We start from the raw sequence: 18,591 nt of genomic DNA, 5'->3' as shown, positions 1-18,591 counted from the left end.
CGCATAGCGTCAGTTTAGGCGCCGCGGCCTTTTTTCATTGAACACAGGAAACGACATGCTTAGCTACCGCCATATTTATCACGCTGGCAACCATGCTGATATTTTGAAACACATTATCGTCAGCGAGATCTGCAAACATCTTGTTAAAAAGGAAGCGCCTTTTTTCTACCTAGATACTCATGCAGGTATTGGACAATATCCTCTGGATTCTGCCCAAGCGCAAAAGAACAAAGAATTCCAAAGCGGCATCGCTCGTTTGCTAGAAGAAGACGATTTACCTGAAGCTATTGACTCTTTTCTCGACATTGTTCGTGAGATGAACACAGACAATCAGCTCACTTTTTACCCTGGTAGCCCTAAAGTTGTGGATTACTATGTCCGTCAGAAAGACAAACTTCACCTTTGCGAGTTACACCCAAACGACTTTCCAGTGTTGGCGGCATTATTCCCAAACAAACGCAAAGCCAATGTCGTAAAAGACAATGGATTCGACGCGGTAAAAGGCATGCTCCCACCACCACAAAAACGTGGTTTTATACTGATGGATCCCCCTTATGAAGTGAAGAAGGATTATCAATATGTGGTGCAAGCATTACAGGAGGGCCATAAACGCTTTCCTCAGGGTACTTATGCTATCTGGTATCCGGTACTGAACCGCAAACAAGCAAATAATTTGCTAAGCGCTGTAGAAACAACCAAAATACGTAATGTACTACTGGTAGAAATGACCATCAGAGACTCTGAGAAAGAGCGTGGCATGGCTGGTAGCGGGATGATCATTGTTAACCCTCCTTGGACACTGGAAAAAGAAGCCAACAACTTCCTTCCTGTTTTAACTAAGCTGTTAGCAGAAGATACACATGCCGACTTCCAAGTAAACTGGATCACCCCTGAATAAATTGTTTAAAAGGAGCGGCACAATGAACACCGTAATAGACCCATTTGAGTTGGCCTTCAAGCACATGCCAACCCCAGCTTTCATTATAGAAAGCCAGACCGGGAAGCTGCATTCTATCAACCACAGTTTTGCTTTGTTATTTGAAAGCTTTAACGCCACACCTGGCAACTCTTGGGTCGAGTTATGTGAAGAAGCACACAACCTAGAAGACTGGCACAATCTATATAAACAAATTCATAATGGTCACATAGACCGTTGTGAGAATTTATTGCACATTGGCAACAAGCTGGTAAATACTCAGCTTGAGTTTCAAGCTATGGGTGGCTTTGTTCTTGCCTGCGTTTACAATACCGACCACATGGATTTAGTCGATGCTGAAAACACCTTATTGAAATTCGCATTAACCGAGTCCTCCGCTGGTCTTTGGATTTGGGAAACAGACTCCGACTTAGTCTCATGTTCACAATCGATTGGTGCTCTGCTTGGTCTTGCACAAGACAAAACCCCTCGCTCCACGGTTGAATGGCATGCCCTCGTTCATCCTGACGACGTCAGAAAATTGTCTAATGTAGTCACCGAACATGTCAGCCACCGCCAGAGTTATTACGAAGCAGAATACCGAATTCGTAGAGCTGACAACGAATACATGTGGGTAAAAGAGCGCGGCCGGACTTACACCAAACACGCCGATGGCAGTATCAAAAAAATCATTGGCTTTGTGGAAGACATCAGCCCTCAGAAATCCCTTGAAGAACACTTGCGTAACCAAGCTACTTTTGACGAACTTACTGGCTTATTAAATCGTGGCGCAGCGGTGACGCATTTTAAGAAACAACTGGGGCTCGCCAAACGCCAATACACACCGTTAACGATGGCCAAAATAAATTTGGATGCCTCTAATCGCCTCGCTAGTTTGCCAATGGAAATACGCAATATCGCCATTCAAACCTCAGCGCGCCATATCTACAAAAAAGTTCGCGAAGCGGATGTGTTAGCTCGAGTAGAACCAGATAAACTGTTACTCCTGCTACCCAACACCAGTATCAAAGATGCTCAAGCGCTACTCACTAACATTATTAATCCCACAGATAATGAAAGAGCGATGTTAATTGACGGGAAATCCGATCCTCTCGACTTTTGTGTCGGCATTGCTGCCTTTCCTGAAGACGGTGAAACCATCGAAGAATTAGCCCAAAGTGCCAACGAAGCGGTAGAAATAGGCCGCCAAAAACACCTTCGGGTAGTGGTTAATTAAACCATTCGTTAGACAAAAAAAGGCGTTTGATTACTAGCATATGCTGCTCGCCATCAAACGCCTTTTTTGTGCCTGAGCACCACTTGTGCTCAGGCAAACAACATATAGAACTTACTCGTTTTTCCCTTCAGCAATACTTCGCTCAATAATTGGCGAAATTGTCATACCTTGTACAACAATGGAGAAGATCACCACAACATACGTCATCATGACCATAAGTGTATGATAATCCACCCCATTCACCATCAATTTATCGTGCGGTATGGAGGCGGCCATGGCTAAAGCAAGCCCACCTCGCAAGCCCCCCCAAGTCAATATCTTCACTGAATGGGCATCGTATTTACGGTAACGGCGGAACCCTAGGTAAGGCAAAGAGACACTGATAAAGCGCGCCAATAACACCAGTGGTACCATCAACAAACCGAGCCCTGCTTCTGTCCAAGTTACAGGCAATACCACCAATAAAAGACCGATCAAGATAAACAATAGAGAGTTAAGGAAAGCGTCTACTGTATGCCAAAAGTGTGACAAAGTTTGCTGGCTGTGTTCAGAAAAACCAACTTCGCGGGTTACATTACCAATAAAAATACCACTGACAACCATCGCCAATGGGCCAGAAATACCCAGCAGGTTTGCCAGTGCATAACCTGCACTTGGAATACATAAGGTAATCAACAATTCGATACTGCTGTCATTACTGCGACAAATTAGCCAATGCGCCACCAAAGCAAGTACCACACCAAACAAGATACCACCGACAGCATCCACCAAAAATAATTCAGCAACGCCAGCAAAAGTAGGCTCTTGACCAGTAAAGATCAAAGCAAAGATGGTTGAGAAAACAACCAAACCGACACCGTCATTAAACAATGACTCACCTTCGACTTGCACTGAAATTTTATCAGGCGCATTCATCTTTTTAATGATTGCTAATACTGCAATAGGGTCGGTCGGGCTAATTAATGCGCCAAAAAGCATGCAGTAAATAAGCGGCAAATCCCAACCACATAACGCCAATACCCAATAGCTAAAATAGCCGATGATAATCGTAGAAATCAGAGTCGAGCCTAATGCCATAATGGCAATTTCCCAACGCTGATTACGCAATAAGCGCAGGTCAATTTCCAGAGCCCCAGCAAATAAAAGAAAACCCAACATTCCTTTTAAAAGCAGCATATTAAAGTTAAGCCCATCGACAGCCTGCGCAATCGATGCCGTAATACCACCACCAGAAACCGACGCCAGCACCATCAATAACAGTGAAATAACCACAGACCCCGTGGTGATAGCGATAGTCGTTTGCAATTTCAGTACATATTGGTTTGTAAAGGCGATAAAAATCGCCACCACTGATAATAAACAGAGGAAATACCAAGCGTTCATTTTTTCTCCAAGCTAGTAAGATAATTATTTAAAATAAGAAATCTTTTGGAATGCTCTTCAAAAAAGAACGATTCCCGAATCTGAAAATGTATCGACTTAGGTGCAGTGGACAGCTCTAAGCTCGATAATAGCCTTCGCTCTTTATCTATATAGTGAAAGCGAACGCGGAATATGGTGACCTATTTGAAAAAGTAAATTGGCTGTCTGAGAGATATAACAGCCAGAAAAAGCTTCAAATACGTATCAGTGCGGTAAATATAAGACTCTCAAGAGTTCAACACAATACGGGTTATTATTTACCCTATTATTATCACAATTAGTGCTATCTAATTCTTCTATTATTCTGCGCTAGTTCTCTGATAAATTGAGAATCGGTAGTCATAAGGATTCGGCCCCTCTGCAGCAAACGCTTGCTCCGCCACCAAAGTAAAAGAAGGCCAATCCACTTCTGGGAAATAGGCGTCACCATCAATTTCGGCATCCACATGAGTCACATACAAACGGTCAGCTTTTTCTAATGCCAATTGATAGATTTGTGCCCCACCAATCACCATGACTTCTTCCTGACCATTGACTAAGCAGATATCCTCTCCTAACGAAATCGCGGCTTCTAGTGAGGTGACCACATCAATACCATCTGCCTGATAATCACTGTCTCGCGTGATCACTATATTGCGGCGACCAGGTAGCGGCTTACCGATAGACTCAAAGGTTTTACGACCCATAACGATCGGCTTTCCCATCGTTGCTTGCTTGAAGTATTTAAGGTCATTAGGGAGATGCCAAGGCAGTGAGTTATTGATTCCGATGACTCGGTTGGCAGACATGGCAACAATTAAAGACAACATAGAATAAACCTTGTGTAAGACCCCTTGAGAGTTACCCTAAATGCGGCACCTTAGCGAGGGGGTTCTGATATAATCGATGAAAACTATTATACTCATGGCTGACTAGAATGCATTTCTAAAAAAGATTTCAGTCGCTGCCAGACAAAAACACAAGGCTCTCATCATGAAACAATATTTAGATCTTTGCCAACGCATCGTTGATGAAGGCGTATGGGTAGAAAACGAACGTACTGGAAAGCGCTGCTTAACTGTGATTAATGCGGATCTCACTTACGATGTAAGCAAGGGGGAGTTCCCTCTCGTCACGACACGAAAAAGCTACTGGAAATCCGCTATTGCTGAGATTCTTGGTTATTTAAGAGGCTATGATAATGCCGCTGACTTTCGTGCTCTGGGTACCAAAACATGGGACGCCAACGCCAACAACAATCCGGCGTGGTTAAATAATCCCCACCGTAAAGGCGAGGATGACATGGGATTATGTTACGGCGCTATTGGCCGTGCTTTTCCCAAACCAGATGGCGGACACATAGATTTACTTAAGCAAATCATCGATGATTTAAGTAAGGGTGTGGATAACCGCGGGGAAATCCTTACTTTTTATCACCCTGGCGCTTTTCATATGGCTTGCCTTCGCCCTTGCATGTACAGCCATCACTTCTCTTTGTTAGGCGACACGCTTTATTTAAACAGCACGCAACGCAGTTGTGATGTACCGCTAGGACTGAACTTTAACATGGTTCAAGTCTATGTTTTGCTTGCGATTGTCGCTCAAATTACTGGTCATAAAGCGGGCCAAGCTTTCCATAAAATCGTCAATGCTCACATTTACGAAGACCAACTTGAGTTGATGCGCGACGTGCAATTAAAACGCGAGCCGTATGCCTTACCAAGCCTTAAAATCAACCCTGATATCAAATCGCTAAAAGACATTGAGACCTGGGTGACTATGGATGATTTCAGCGTTGAGGGATACGAGTTCCACGAACCGATTGCTTACCCTTTTTCTGTCTAATCCAGCAAAACGAAAAAAGCCAGTTCAACTTGAACTGGCTTTTTTAATGTTCTTGTCACAGGGTGATAGGCAATATTATTTATGACTGTGGGAATTTCTTCATCTTAAAACCAAACACCATGAGCATTAGCCCAATAATCACCATAGGCAGAGATAGCAGCTGCCCTTGAGTTAACCAACCAAAAGCTAAATAACCAATTTGCGGATCTGGCTCACGGACAAATTCAGAAAGAATCCGAAATACGCCATAACACAATAAGAAAAGTCCTGACACGCAATAACGGGGCTTACTCTTTTTCGAAAAGAACCACAAAATGCAAAACAGAGCGACGCCCTCTAATGCAAACTGGTATAACTGCGAAGGATGACGCGCTAATTGCAATACATCTTTAGGGAAAACCATCGCCCAAGGAACATCTGTTGGCTTACCCCACAATTCACCATTAATAAAATTACCAATACGCCCAGCCCCTAAACCAATAGGAACAAATGGCGCAGCAAAGTCAGTCACATCAATTACATGCTTATTGTAACGACGGGCAAATATTGCCATCGCGGCAATCACACCTAATAGACCACCATGAAATGACATTCCGCCATCCCAAATCCTAAAGATCACCAATGGATCTTCGACAAATACAGGAAATTGGTAAAATAGAATATAGCCTACACGACCTCCTAATATGACTCCTAACGCACCATAAAAGATCATGTCACTGACCATATCTTTGGTCCACATACCGTTCGACTGTTTAGCCCGATAGTTACCGAGAAAATAAGCGCCCGCAAAGCCGATTAAATACATAATGCCGTACCAGTGTACAGCAAGCGGCCCTATCGAAATGGCGACAGGGTCTATCGTTGGATAAGCAATCATAAGGGGAAGAAAAACCTCTACAGCGGATGTTAATTTATGGTTGTTGTTTTGGAAGGACGAACGAGACGCTCGATATTGGCCTCACGCATCAGTCTTGTCATTGTCTGGGTGACCGCATCGGCATGGGCTAAGTGAATCACTTGTTCCAACATATCTTGCGCTTGTTCCATCGAGATATTGCGAATAACTGCCTTCACTTTTGGCAAACTTGTCGAGCTCATCGACAACACATCATAACCCATAGCCATGAGGATAATAGCCCCCATTGGGTCACCTGCCATTTCACCACAAACACTGAGGTTTATCCCTTCGCTTTTCACTTGCTTTACAATCGAGTACAAAGCACGTAAAACGGAAGGGTGGAAGCTGTTATATAAGTCCGCTACCCGTGGATTATTGCGATCCACTGCCAGCAAATATTGTGTTAAATCGTTACTGCCGACTGACATGAAGTCAACCAATGAAGCTAATTCTTTAACTTGATAAACCGCCGCGGGAATCTCTATCATCACCCCTACTTGCGGCATTTTAACCTCGTACCCTTCTTCTTTGACTTCTGCATACGCGCGGCGAATCAAGGCTAACGCATCTTCCACTTCAGCCACATTAGAAATCATTGGCAACATGATTTTTAAGTTATGCAAACCTGCACTGGCTTTGATCATAGCGCGTATTTGCGCCATAAATATTTCCAAGTGATCCAGTGTGACACGAATACCACGCCAACCAAGAAAAGGATTTTCTTCGCTAATTGGAAAATAAGGTAGCGCTTTATCCCCCCCTATATCCAGTGTTCTAACGGTTACTGGAGCAGGCGCAAAGCCTTCTAACTGCTGACGATAAATATGCTCTTGCTCTGCTTCTGTTGGAAAGCGGTCTCGTACCATAAAGGGCACTTCAGTACGGTATAAACCAATACCCTCTGCTCCACGGTCTAAGGAGCGAGCTATGTCTGCTGTTAAACCCGTATTCACAAATAGCGCTAATCGATGGCCATCTGTTGTCTCACACGGTAAATCTCTTAGCGTTTCATATTCTTCTTCTAATTGACGCTCTTCATCAACAATCTGTGTATATATTTGCGTTAAATTCTCAGACGGGTAGGTAAAAACATGGCCTAGATAACCATCGACAATCATTTCTACTTTGTCTAATTGTGCATAGGGCAAGTCCAACGCCCCCATAACCGTAGGAATACCCATGGCGCGAGCAAGAATAGCCACATGCGAGTTACTAGACCCCATTACCGATACCAAGCCTTTAATTTTATCGATCGGAATCTCACCTAACATAGAAGCAGTCAGCTCTTCACCGATGATAATGCCAGGCTCAGTAAAGCGCTCTGCTAAATTAGGGGCTTTTTCTTGTAAATGGGAGAGAATACGACGTCCTAAATCACGTATATCTGAGGCCCTTTCACGTAAATAAGGGTCATCCATACGATTAAACTGAGCCACATGAGCTTGCGTTACCTGACGAATTGCGCCTTGTGCCCAATTGCCTTTTTTGATTTTTTTCTCGACCTCTACCGCTAAGGAATTATCATTTAGAATTTTAAGGTAGACATCAAAGAGTGCTTTTTCGTCACTAGAAAGGTGCTGACTAAGACGACTGCTAGCGCGACGAATATCTTGACGCACCGCTTCTAACGCCTGATAAAACTCTTTTATTTCAGACTCAAAGTCAGTAATCGCTCGATCAGGAATGACATCAAGATCTGCAGGTGGATAGACGATTACCCCACGCCCAATAGCAACCCCAGAGCTGCCCGAGACCCCTTTATAACGAAAATCAGCGCCTATTGCTGGCGCATTAGCACTCAGGCTGGTCATGGCGCCAGTCGCTTCAGCGTGAGCAATAACCCCAGCCAGCTGCGCAGACAAAGTAATCAGAAAAGCTTCTTCACCTTCATCAAAGCGCCGCTTATCCTCATGCTGTACCACCAACACCCCCAAAACTTGGCGGTGATGAATAATAGGCACACCTAGAAAGGAACGATAACGTTCCTCACCTGTACCACTTAAATAGTGAAACGCTGGATGGCTATGGGCATCTTCTAGATTTACCGGTTCAGCTCGACGCCCAACCAAGCTCACTAAACCTTCGTCAGCTTTTAAACTGGCACTTCCAGCAACACCAGCATTTAAGCCCCGTGTTGCCATTAAAATATATTCACTCGTGTTTGGATCAACTAAGTATATAGAACAGACTTCCGCCCGCATTGCTCTGCGTACACGCCGAACAATAATGTCCAGCGCCGTCGGCAAAGACTGCGCGGCTGTTACTTCTTGGGTAATACGTCTGAGCAAACTTAGCATCGTTCTCCTTGCACCTTAAATACGGTTAATTTAGTGATTTACTTTCATTAACTTTTCTAATTTTCGATGTGCATTAGGAATCAATTCTTTTAATGCACGACGATAAACGTCCTTTTTAAACGCCACAACTTGACCTAATGGGTACCAATAGCTCACCCATCGCCAGCCATCAAATTCCGGACAGTCTGTGCCATCGACACTCACACAAGCATCTGTACAACGAATAGACAACAAAAACCACTTCTGTTTTTGTCCAATACACAAAGGCTTACTATTATGTCTTAACATGCGTTTGGGAAGTCGGTAACGTAACCAGCCTCGGGTTTTCCCCACGATTTCCACCTGATGGGGCTCCAGCCCTACTTCTTCTTTTAACTCTCGATATAAAGCTTCTTCTGGAGTTTCATCAGGCTTAATGCCGCCTTGGGGAAATTGCCATGCATTTTGTCCTACACGCCTCGCCCAAAGAAGTTGGCCACGCTCGTTCATCAATATGATGCCCACATTCGGTCTATATCCGTCTGCATCAATCACGAGCTATCACCTTTTAACTTAAGAATAAATTGAATTCATTGTTCCACAATTCGCCTTATTGCACAATTAAGACGGGTGTTATTTATCGCCCCCATCGTTATACTTTGTATACATTAAAAGAACTAAGGATTGATTGTGACGCTCGCAATATTTGATTTAGATGGCACCTTACTGAACGGTGACAGTGACTACACTTGGGGACAGTTTTTAGTTGAAAAAGGCCTAGTTGATACACAAGCTTATGCAGAAGCTAACGACCGTTTTTTCCAGCAATACCAATCCGGCACTTTGGATATCCATGAATACTTAGCGTTTAGTTTGGCGCCTCTTGCGCAATTTGATAACGCCGAGCTTAGCTCGCTGCATCAGGCGTTTATGAAGGAAAAAGTTGCCCCTATGATGCAAAGCAAAGCCACGGCATTACTTAAGCATCACAAAGATCAAGGCCATTTCCTACTAATGATCACGGCCACCAATCAATTTGTTACCGGCCCTATTGCTGAAGCCATGGGAATGGATCACATTATTGCCCCTGTTCCTGAAGTAATTAACGATCGTTACACAGGCAAAATTGTCGGCGTGCCAAGCTTTCAAGAAGGCAAGGTAACACGGTTAAATGACTGGTTAGCCGAGACAGGACACTCAATGGAAGGCAGTTACTTCTACAGCGACTCGCGCAATGATTTGCCTCTTTTAGAACTGGTGACTCACCCTGTTGCTGTCGATGCCGACCCGACCTTAACTGACATCGCTAAAGAACGCGGCTGGCCACACATTTCTCTGAGAGAGTAGAAAAGGCACAAATAGCTTGCCAAGACATGGAGGCAGGATAAGAGGCTAACCGATAATCAAAAGGAAGACCTGGCTGGAATCAATACAAATGGTAGAAGTGAATCTGCAGCACAGAGAAAAAAAAGCCTGATCTCAAATCAGGCTTTTTTTGGCTGGAATTACAGACCCATGTTGTTATGGATGCGGTAAAACAGCGCTTTTAAGTATTCTGTTTCTTCAATCGCCGGATGAACCGGATGATCGGGTGCTTGCGTACCACGATAAATCAATTGAGAAAAACGCTCTAATTGACGACTGTTACTGCGCACTATGTCATGCAAACGGCTGGTTTCTAAATGCATAGAGCAAGAGCCCGAGACAAGAATCCCGCCTTTCGCCACCAAGCGCATCGCTAATTGGTTAGCTCGATGGTAAGCACCTTCCCCTGCTTTGATGTCTTTACGACGTGCAATAAAGGCTGGCGGATCCATAACCACTACATCAAACCGCTGTTTCTCTTCAATCAAAGACTGCATCGCTTCAAAAGCATCGCCGTGCATTAGCTCGGAGCCACCTTCGTATTGGTTTAATTTCAGGTTAGCGTCCACGTGACTTAAGGCACTTTCTGATGCATCAATAAAGGTTACATCAGTGGCCCCCGCCGCAGCGGCTTGCACGCCCCAACCACCAACATAAGAGAAGACATCAAGCACACGCTTACCGTCACAGTAGTTTTGCATGGTTTTGCGGTTTTCACGGTGGTCATAGAACCAACCCGTCTTTTGTCCATCCCAAACAGGCGCTTGGAAAAGCACATCATTTTCTTGCAAATACACCAACTCAGGAACCGTACCAAAGGCTTCTTCGACATAACTGTCTAGGCCTTCGATTTGACGCATTTTGCCATCGTTTTTCATCAAGATAGCCGTTGGCTTAATCACATCTTGCAGCGCTTCAATGATTTCACCTTTTATACGCTCCATACCTGCGGTGGAAATTTGTACCACAAGAATGTCCGCAAAACGGTCTACAACTAAACCAGACAAGCCATCAGAATCACCAAAAACAAGGCGATAATAAGGGCCTTTATAGGCTATTTCACGTAATGACAAGGCAATTTTAAGACGATGAACTAGGGTTGATTTGTTCATCACTGTATCAGTGCTACGGCTGATTAAACGCCCACAAATCAGGGTGCTAGGATTGACCATGGCAACACCAAGCGGCTTACCTTGCGCGGTTTCAACAACAACCTGATCGCCTGGGGTGAATTGCTTTAATGGTGTCTTATTTGTATCTACTTCGTTGCTGTAGATCCATTGATGACCCGCTCGCAGACGGCGATCAGCTTGACCTTTTAGTCGAATAACGCTCAATTTCTTCACCCAGTGATTTTAAAAAAGCCTATTATAAATGCTATACACTCAATTGCTACGAATTAAGTTATTGAGTTGTCTATCTTCGCCAGCATGACACTCGCTAAAGCCTAACCTGCGTTTTAAGACAACAAGATATCCAAATCGTCGCCCACTAATAAGGCTTCATCCAACTGATAAATAATTTGCTCAGGCAAGCCCGCCGCTTTGGCAACGGTTTTAGGGAAACCATCCACCACCAGCTCTTCATCACGCTCACTGCGTATACAAGCATTTAGATAACAAGCCAAATTCAGCACACAAGCCAGAGGTTGTGGGTCTTGCTCGCTAAATGGACGTTTATGCATGCGAACCGCTTCACCTAATGCTGGAGGAAACTTCCATAAATCCATCAAGGCTTTGCTCGCATCTTGTGTGGTAAAGCTAAGGCTATCTAATTCTGCTTTGGTGCGGCTAACAAAACTGTCTTTGATTCGGGCTTGTATCTCTAACGCCGTTTTGGGCGCGGTCAAGTGCAGCAGTAATCGACCAATGTTATGCACTATCCCAGCCGTAAATGCTTCTTCTGGGTCAACCAATTCGGTACGTCTACCCAGCCATTGCGCAAGCATGGCAACGCGAAATGAATCTCGCCAGAAACTCTTTAACTCAATGCCTTCAACACTTTTCACTGAATTCGCAAAACCAGAAGCAATGACCAGTGTTTTGAGCTTATTAATGCCCAAAATAACCGTCGCTTCATCGATCGAATAGACTTTACGAGACAACCCAAAGTACGCTGAGTTTACCACTCGCAAGACTTTTAGTGACATAGTCTGGTCATGGGCTACTTTTTTAGAAATATCGGAGTAATTAGCATGAGGATCGTCCAATAGAACAATTAATTCTCTTACCACATCCGGTACATTAGGGAGCTTATCCGTTTGTTTTAACAAATCTTGTATTTGCATATGTCGCGGCCTTAAACCCTATCAATAATCTATAGTCTGAGCATAAAACAGATGGGGACAATTGCAAATTGTTCGCACTCTACTGTTAGCACGCTCTGGTCATCTTCCCTAATATGTCATCCTCTTTAGCTAAAAGAGGAAAGTCCTGCCGCTCGTGCTACGAGCTTTTCTTTTAACTTTGTACCTTGATGGAAATGCGCCATGCCTTGATTACGCAACTGAACTAATAACGGCTGCTGCGTTCCAAATAAACGCTTAAACCCTTCCATCCCTGCTGCCATCGCAATATTATCCAACATACGAGCACGCTGATAACGACGCAATACTTTACTTTGCCCTAAATGCTCCCCTCGACGATGGGCTTTTGCCAAAACGTCCACTAAAGCTTTGACATCAGCAAAGCCTAAATTCGCACCTTGTCCCGCCAACGGGTGAATCGTATGAGCGGCGTCACCAATCAAAGCAATGCCTGCTTTCACATAGTGTTTTGCATGACGCTGACGAAGAGGGATAGATTGCCGTCCCGTGGTAATATTGAGTACAGTAAAGCGCTGACTCATGGCATATCCCAGTCGTTTGCAAAATTCTTGATCAGCCAATGCCATCAAACTCTCTGCTTCATCTGGTGGCACAGACCAAACAATGGATACAAAGTGACGGTCATCCACGCTTGGCAAAGGTAAAAACGCCAAGATCCCTTCCTCACCAAAGCTTTGCCACGCCGTATTATCATGAGTCTGATCAAGCTCAATGGTGGCCACTATTGCATGATGTCCATAATCCCACTCAACGGTATCAAAAGCGTTCTCCTTGCGCAGCTTGGACAAAGCGCCATCGGCAGCCACTATTGCTTGCGCCTCTAAAAGTCGACCAGATAACAAGGATGCACTGACACCGGATTCACTAAGCTGATGACTTTCTAGTTCATCACCTAGGTACAAATCGATATTTTTTGACTGCTTTACCTGTGCCATTAGGCTCTGACATAACACCGCGTTTTCAACCAAATGCCCTAACTCTGGTAACTGGGCTTTACGGGCATTGAAGTCAATGTAGCCTTCCCCTAATCCATCCCAAACCACCATATTATTGTAAGCCGCTAAACGCGATTGCGGGATGGTCTGCCAAGCGCCTGTTGACGCGAGCAAGGCTTTGGATTGACAAGAAATGGCACTAACACGGGCATCATAGCTAGGGGGGACTGACAATGAAAATTCACCGCTATGCTTATCCACCAAGGCAATTTTTAATGATTCACTTGCCAACAATAAAGCCGCTAAAGAGCCTACCATGCCAGCACCAACTATAATCAAATCGTATTGCTTTGCCATTTACTCATCCTCAGACACAAGCATTGCTTGTGCGGTTAAATTGAACGACCCTGTGCCATAAAGGCTTCGATCTCTGCAATCTCTCGTGGCAGGCCATGCGTCAATATATATGGGCCATCCTCACGAATTAAGACATCATCCTCAATGCGAATGCCTATTCCTCGCCATTGAGCATCCACCGAGTCATTATCAGCAGATATATACAGGCCTGGCTCTATGGTTAGCACCATACCAGCCTCAAGTGGGCGTGATTCTCCCGCGATGCGGTAGGCACCGCAATCATGCACATCTAGCCCCAACCAATGCCCTGTATTGTGCATGTAAAAATCTCGATATGCCTTGCTTTCAATCAGTGAATCTAGCTCTCCGTGCAACAGTCCCAAAGCGACCAACCCTTGGGTCAGCACTCTTACTGCCTTGTTGTGGCAAGCTTCGTAAGGCGCCCCTACCACCAACTCTTGTAACCCTGCTGTATGGGCATCTAATACCACTTGATATAAAGCGGCTTGTGGCGCTGAAAACTTTCCATTGGCTGGAAAGGTGCGGGTAATATCGCCTGCGTAACAACCAAATTCTGCACCAGCATCAATTAACACTAGGTCGCCATCATCGATGGTTTCATCATTTTTAATGTAATGTAAAACACACGCATTACGACCTGATGCCACAATATTGTTATACGCTGGCTGACGCGCTCCAGACTTCATAAACACATAATTTAATTCGGCTTCCAGCTCATACTCTTTCATACCTGGGCGCACGGTTAACATGGCTTGTTTGTGAGCAGCGACACTGATTTGTGCCGCCTTTTCCAGTAAAGCAATTTCTTGATCGTCTTTACGTAACCGCATCTCTGCTATAACAGGAGCTAGATCAACCAGCTGTGTTGGGGCTACAGCACCCGCTCGCGCCCGTGCGGCAAGCGCATCTCGCCATGCTAAGACTTGCGTGCGCAATGTCTCATCAGCAAAAGAAAACGCCACATGCTGGGCACCATCAAGCAATGCTAATGCCTGCTTATCCAGCTCCTCTAAAGGCGCCGCGTCGGCTACTCCGAAAACGTTAATCGCACCATCTACACCATAGCGAAAACCTTCCCACTGCTCTTTTTCAGGGTCTTTTGGTAAGGTCACTAACAGCGTCTCTCCCTGACTATTGATCAAGGCGTACGCACTTGGCTCCGGGAAGCCGGTTAAATAAAAGAAGTGGCTATTCGGTCGGAACTCATACTCACAATCATTATTGCGCGTGCAAAGGTCGCCGGTACGAATCACGGCCACCGTGTTAGCAGGCAAAGATTTGATCAAACGCTCGCGTCGAGCTTGGTAAGTTTGACTTTCGATTTTCATGCTCACTCTCTCTTATATTAAGGGGTCACCATCACACAGCAGGCGTGACGAAAAGGGGACAAAAACGCCTTGTTATTGCGACAGTTAATGCAAAGATGATTGCTTGCTGTGGTCTGCGTTAGGGTTTACTTCATAGTGTTCTGAATACAACATCATGGCGGACAAACGTACATATTCCACCAATTCGGTTAAATCGGTTTCATTGTCATTGTTGTCTTCAAGCGCTCTCATTTCAGCTTGCATACCAGAAATGTTAGCGAAGTCACGCAACACTTGTTTTGTTTCATCGGATAAATCTTTTTTCTGCCCAGACAAACCATAACCTGCCAAGAAGCCATGTGCCCATTGAGATAAGGTCACGCCTCGTTCGCACAACTCAGCATCATCATCGGAAATACAGGGCACTAAGGCGTATTCACCGTTTTGCAATAAGGTTAAAGTGGAAGTGTATAGCTCAACAATAGCCGCTCGACTGGCGTCTTCTTTCCAACCTTCAATATCACAAAACTCCACCACCATAGCCAGCCAATCTTCCAGAGGTAAGGTCACCCCTGAAGCCAAATAGCCGCATAGCTGGCCATGTAATTCAGCAGGCGACGCACTGATGGATTCGGAGACAAAAACATCCGCGATCAAATCAAAATCAAGCGCATCTTTTAACATTTCTGTGGACATGGGCCATCTACCTATTTCTGTTGTGTTATCTAAATATTTGGGAAGCAATACAGCCACAATAGGGTGTAAAGCAAAAAGCCGCACCTGTCGGCACGGCTTCTATCATCATGGTTGTCAGCTTAATGACACAAATTGATTATCTACTACCAGTATATGGGGCAGTGTCATGACACTTTCAATGCTGGCGCGACTAACCTAGTTGTTTTAAACCTGATTCAAGCGTTTGCAAAATTAACGTGTTGATTGTCATTGGTCCTACGCCGCCAGGCACAGGAGTGTAAGCCGCGACACGATCAACCAATGGTGCTAATTCAATATCACCCACACCACCTGGATGGTAACCAGCATCCACGACCACAGCGCCGTCTTTGATCCATTCAGCTTTAATAAACTCAGGCTTACCAACAGCGCCAACGATAACATCAGCCTGCTTGATCAAATCTGGTAGGTTTTGCGTACGAGAGTGGCAAATGGTCACGGTCGCATTCGCATTTAGCATCATCATAGCCATTGGTTTGCCCAAAATAGGGCTGCGACCAACAACGACAACATGCTTACCTTCTAAATTAACATCGTATGCCTCTAGAAGACGCATGATACCGGCTGGCGTTGCTGCGCCGTACGCAGGCTCTTGCATAGCCATACGACCAAAACCAAGACAAGTAACACCATCAACGTCTTTGCGTGCTTCAATAGCATCAAAACACAGGCGCTCATCGATCTGCGCTGGAACCGGGTGCTGCAGCAAGATACCGTGTACGTCAGGGTTTTCGTTCAACCCATTAATGGTGTTTAACAATTCCTCTGTGGTCGTGGTATCTGGCAGTTCAATGGCCATAGAGTCCATACCAACGCGACGACAGGCATTGCCTTTCATTTTCACATAAGTGGCAGACGCTGGATCAGCGCCCACTAGAATAGTTGCTAGAATGGGAGTTCCGCCAGTGCGCTGTTTTAACTCAGCGACTTGAGCTTGAAGGCGGGTTTCGGTTTCTTTGGCGCAAAGCTTGCCGTCAAGAACCTGTGCAGTCATGGATGGACTCCTGCATTAAATAATGTAGTGGATTGAGGGAAGGTTATTGTAACCTAAGTTAAGAAAAGATAGGCGCCTTCGGAACATTTTTATTCACGATAAAGCGCCGATTAACACTAGGCCGGTGTCAAATAATCCACCAGCAACTGTAAGTTTTTTTGTCCTCTAAATTCGTTCACATCCAACTTATACACCAAACGAATTTTCGTACAGGCTTCATTAGGCCAGGCATCTAGATCAACAAAAAAACAAATAGCATCCAGCAAGAGTCCACTTTCAGGCTCACGCACCATCAACTTTAGGTGCTTCTCCCCCACTAACCTTTGCTGTAAAACGTCAAATACACCATCAAAGCAGGGCTCTGGAAAAGACTGGCCCCATGGTCCAGATAAGCGCACTTGCTCAGCAAAACTTAAGCTAAAGTCTTCTGCCGCTAACGGACCATCGGTCCATATGGTTGCCTCTAACTGCTCGGCTGTGACCCACTCACTAATGATGGCATCAAACGCTAAGCGAAACGCCTCATAATGGGATTCCTTTATGCTCATGCCAGCCGCCATAGCATGGCCACCAAATTTGCTTAATAATTGTGGGTAGCGTTTGGCCAATAAATCTAAAGCGTCACGAATATGCACCCCAGGAATGGAACGCGCCGAGCCTTTAAGCTCATCTTCACCCACTCGTGCAAACGCGATCACCGGGCGGTGGCATTTTTCTTTCATGCGTGAAGCTAAAATACCAATAACCCCTTGATGCCAATCAGGGTCATAAAAACACATACCATAAGGCATCTCTTGGTCTTCATCTAATATATCCAACAGGGCTTCTTCGGCCTGATCTTTCATATCAGACTCAATCGCTTTACGTTCACGGTTAAACTGATCTAGCTGCTGTGCATATTGTTTCGCTTGATGCGGATGAACGGTGAGTAAGCACTCAATACCAATCGACATGTCATCCAATCGCCCTGCCGCGTTCAACCTTGGCCCCACAACGAAACCTAGATCTGACGCTTTTAAGCGTGAGTAATCACGGCGGCCAATTTCCAACAAGGCTAAAATACCTGGTCGCGCTAATCCTGCTTGTATGCGTTTAATTCCCTGCTGTACAAGAATCCTGTTATTGGTGTCTAGCGACACCACATCTGCCACGGTACCGAGCGCTACCAAGTCCAAATAGTCCGCCATTTTTGGCTCTGGTATATGCTGCTCTTCAAACCAATTGCGGCGCTTTAGTTCTGCTCTTAGCGCACTCATCACATAAAAAATAACACCAACCCCTGCGAGGTTTTTGCTCTCAAACCCACACTTAGGGTGATTCGGATTCACAATGGCATCCGCTTCCGGTAATTCATCGCCTGGCAAGTGATGGTCTGTTACTACCACTTTCATACCATAAGACTTTGCCGCTAAGACGCCGTCGATACTGGCAATGCCATTGTCGACAGTAACCAAGACCGCTGGCGATTTCTGTTGTGCGACTTCCACTATTTCAGGCGTAAGGCCATAACCAAACTCAAAACGGTTAGGAACTAAGTAATCAGGTGCAATCGCTCCCATCGCCTCTAACGCTAATATCCCCAAACTGGTACTGGTCGCGCCATCAGCATCAAAATCGCCGACGATGAGAATTTTTTGCTGAGCCACAATAGCATCAGCCAGAATACGCGCGGCATCCGTCAATCCGAATAAGGGTTCTGGCCTTAATAGTAGCGGCAAACGATAATCCAACGCTTGGTTAGAAGACACACCTCGGGCTAAAAATATACGTCGCAAACTCAGTGGCATGTCCGCAGCAAAATGCTCATCAGTGGTTGAGGTCGAACGACGTTCTATACGCATAAAAATTCTCTAAAGGACAAGATTCATTAACAAATAATCACAGAAGACTAACATAAATCCTTTACCTGTTTTTCATTTCCAATGATCTAATAATTACGATTTTTTTGGCATTTCCTTTACTAAACACTCAATCACTG

General features: G+C 45.0%; 16 protein-coding genes. 4 read left to right on the top strand and 12 right to left on the bottom strand.

Translation table 11 applies throughout. The features are described from left to right. The first annotated feature begins 55 nt into the window (after positions 1-55). Both DFP81_RS15745 and DFP81_RS15740 read left to right on the top strand, forming a co-directional pair. Complete coding sequence (locus DFP81_RS15745; RefSeq protein WP_115898849.1) at positions 56-898, top strand: 23S rRNA (adenine(2030)-N(6))-methyltransferase RlmJ; 843 nt, start codon at positions 56-58, stop codon at positions 896-898. Between the two features lie 22 nt (positions 899-920). Beyond that, on the top strand, positions 921-2,153 hold the full coding sequence (locus DFP81_RS15740) for a sensor domain-containing diguanylate cyclase (protein WP_115898848.1): 1,233 nt from the start codon (positions 921-923) through the stop codon (positions 2,151-2,153). A gap of 111 nt (positions 2,154-2,264) precedes the next feature. Here DFP81_RS15740 and DFP81_RS15735 read toward each other — a convergent pair whose 3' ends face one another. Both DFP81_RS15735 and folA read right to left on the bottom strand, forming a co-directional pair. Next, positions 2,265-3,536, bottom strand: a complete 1,272-nt coding sequence (locus tag DFP81_RS15735; RefSeq protein WP_115898847.1) for a cation:proton antiporter — start codon at positions 3,534-3,536, stop codon at positions 2,265-2,267. Between the two features lie 338 nt (positions 3,537-3,874). Further along, positions 3,875-4,384 carry a type 3 dihydrofolate reductase gene (folA, locus tag DFP81_RS15730; protein ID WP_115898846.1) on the bottom strand — a complete coding sequence of 170 codons (510 nt, stop codon included), beginning with the start codon at positions 4,382-4,384 and terminating at the stop codon, positions 3,875-3,877. Between the two features lie 163 nt (positions 4,385-4,547). On the opposite strand from folA, the gene DFP81_RS15725 reads away from it, so the two are divergent. Further along, positions 4,548-5,399: a thymidylate synthase gene (locus DFP81_RS15725; RefSeq protein WP_115898845.1), complete on the top strand. Its 852-nt coding sequence runs from the start codon at positions 4,548-4,550 to the stop codon at positions 5,397-5,399. A gap of 79 nt (positions 5,400-5,478) precedes the next feature. Here the strand turns inward: DFP81_RS15725 and lgt are convergent, their stop codons facing one another. The 3 genes from lgt to DFP81_RS15710 are packed head-to-tail and all read right to left on the bottom strand — an operon-like array spanning position 5,479 to position 9,128. Continuing rightward, positions 5,479-6,276, bottom strand: a complete 798-nt coding sequence (gene lgt, locus DFP81_RS15720) for a prolipoprotein diacylglyceryl transferase (protein ID WP_115898844.1) — start codon at positions 6,274-6,276, stop codon at positions 5,479-5,481. Between the two features lie 29 nt (positions 6,277-6,305). After that, a complete protein-coding gene (ptsP, locus tag DFP81_RS15715; RefSeq protein ID WP_115898843.1) occupies positions 6,306-8,594 on the bottom strand; it encodes a phosphoenolpyruvate--protein phosphotransferase in 2,289 nt (762 codons plus the stop codon). Positions 8,595-8,624: 30 nt separating this feature from the next. Beyond that, positions 8,625-9,128 carry an RNA pyrophosphohydrolase gene (locus tag DFP81_RS15710; RefSeq protein WP_115898842.1) on the bottom strand — a complete coding sequence of 168 codons (504 nt, stop codon included), beginning with the start codon at positions 9,126-9,128 and terminating at the stop codon, positions 8,625-8,627. Between the two features lie 135 nt (positions 9,129-9,263). Here DFP81_RS15710 and DFP81_RS15705 point away from each other — a divergent pair, with 135 nt between their 5' ends. Beyond that, entirely contained in the window at positions 9,264-9,920 is a 657-nt protein-coding gene (locus DFP81_RS15705; RefSeq protein WP_115898860.1) for a histidinol-phosphatase, read from the top strand. Between the two features lie 158 nt (positions 9,921-10,078). Here DFP81_RS15705 and DFP81_RS15700 read toward each other — a convergent pair whose 3' ends face one another. From DFP81_RS15700 to recJ, 7 genes are all read right to left on the bottom strand, one after another. After that, the gene (locus tag DFP81_RS15700) at positions 10,079-11,275 is read right to left on the bottom strand and encodes a class I SAM-dependent rRNA methyltransferase (RefSeq protein ID WP_115898859.1); all 1,197 of its coding nucleotides are present in this window, start codon (positions 11,273-11,275) and stop codon (positions 10,079-10,081) included. A 122-nt stretch (positions 11,276-11,397) separates the two neighbouring features. Next, entirely contained in the window at positions 11,398-12,225 is an 828-nt protein-coding gene (locus DFP81_RS15695) for an HDOD domain-containing protein (protein WP_115898841.1), read from the bottom strand. 125 nt (positions 12,226-12,350) lie between these two features. Next, positions 12,351-13,556, bottom strand: a complete 1,206-nt coding sequence (locus DFP81_RS15690) for a UbiH/UbiF/VisC/COQ6 family ubiquinone biosynthesis hydroxylase (RefSeq protein WP_115898840.1) — start codon at positions 13,554-13,556, stop codon at positions 12,351-12,353. 35 nt (positions 13,557-13,591) lie between these two features. Then, positions 13,592-14,905: an aminopeptidase P N-terminal domain-containing protein gene (locus DFP81_RS15685; RefSeq protein WP_115898839.1), complete on the bottom strand. Its 1,314-nt coding sequence runs from the start codon at positions 14,903-14,905 to the stop codon at positions 13,592-13,594. 84 nt (positions 14,906-14,989) lie between these two features. Further along, complete coding sequence (locus DFP81_RS15680) at positions 14,990-15,580, bottom strand: UPF0149 family protein (protein ID WP_115898838.1); 591 nt, start codon at positions 15,578-15,580, stop codon at positions 14,990-14,992. Between the two features lie 190 nt (positions 15,581-15,770). Then, positions 15,771-16,613: a bifunctional methylenetetrahydrofolate dehydrogenase/methenyltetrahydrofolate cyclohydrolase FolD gene (gene folD / locus DFP81_RS15675; RefSeq protein WP_115898837.1), complete on the bottom strand. Its 843-nt coding sequence runs from the start codon at positions 16,611-16,613 to the stop codon at positions 15,771-15,773. Positions 16,614-16,729: 116 nt separating this feature from the next. Beyond that, positions 16,730-18,454 carry a single-stranded-DNA-specific exonuclease RecJ gene (gene recJ, locus DFP81_RS15670; protein WP_115898836.1) on the bottom strand — a complete coding sequence of 575 codons (1,725 nt, stop codon included), beginning with the start codon at positions 18,452-18,454 and terminating at the stop codon, positions 16,730-16,732. Positions 18,455-18,591: the final 137 nt, after the last annotated feature.

Origin of the sequence: Marinomonas pollencensis (assembly GCF_003387375.1) — a bacterium.
In the GTDB taxonomy this organism is placed as follows: domain Bacteria; phylum Pseudomonadota; class Gammaproteobacteria; order Pseudomonadales; family Marinomonadaceae; genus Marinomonas; species Marinomonas pollencensis.
This window is presented reverse-complemented; position numbering and strand designations above follow the sequence as displayed.

Excerpts from the sequence above, each read along its gene's own strand:
- DFP81_RS15745 (WP_115898849.1), top strand. The coding sequence starts at position 56 with ATGCTTAGCTACCGCCATATTTATCACGCTGGCAACCATGCTGATATT.
- DFP81_RS15740 (WP_115898848.1), top strand. The coding sequence starts at position 921 with ATGAACACCGTAATAGACCCATTTGAGTTGGCCTTCAAGCACATGCCA.
- DFP81_RS15735 (WP_115898847.1), bottom strand. The coding sequence starts at position 3,536 with ATGAACGCTTGGTATTTCCTCTGTTTATTATCAGTGGTGGCGATTTTT.
- folA (WP_115898846.1), bottom strand. The coding sequence starts at position 4,384 with ATGTTGTCTTTAATTGTTGCCATGTCTGCCAACCGAGTCATCGGAATC.
- DFP81_RS15725 (WP_115898845.1), top strand. The coding sequence starts at position 4,548 with ATGAAACAATATTTAGATCTTTGCCAACGCATCGTTGATGAAGGCGTA.
- lgt (WP_115898844.1), bottom strand. The coding sequence starts at position 6,276 with ATGATTGCTTATCCAACGATAGACCCTGTCGCCATTTCGATAGGGCCG.
- ptsP (WP_115898843.1), bottom strand. The coding sequence starts at position 8,594 with ATGCTAAGTTTGCTCAGACGTATTACCCAAGAAGTAACAGCCGCGCAG.
- DFP81_RS15695 (WP_115898841.1), bottom strand. The coding sequence starts at position 12,225 with ATGCAAATACAAGATTTGTTAAAACAAACGGATAAGCTCCCTAATGTA.
- DFP81_RS15690 (WP_115898840.1), bottom strand. The coding sequence starts at position 13,556 with ATGGCAAAGCAATACGATTTGATTATAGTTGGTGCTGGCATGGTAGGC.
- DFP81_RS15685 (WP_115898839.1), bottom strand. The coding sequence starts at position 14,905 with ATGAAAATCGAAAGTCAAACTTACCAAGCTCGACGCGAGCGTTTGATC.
- DFP81_RS15680 (WP_115898838.1), bottom strand. The coding sequence starts at position 15,580 with ATGTCCACAGAAATGTTAAAAGATGCGCTTGATTTTGATTTGATCGCG.
- folD (WP_115898837.1), bottom strand. The coding sequence starts at position 16,613 with ATGACTGCACAGGTTCTTGACGGCAAGCTTTGCGCCAAAGAAACCGAA.
- recJ (WP_115898836.1), bottom strand. The coding sequence starts at position 18,454 with ATGCGTATAGAACGTCGTTCGACCTCAACCACTGATGAGCATTTTGCT.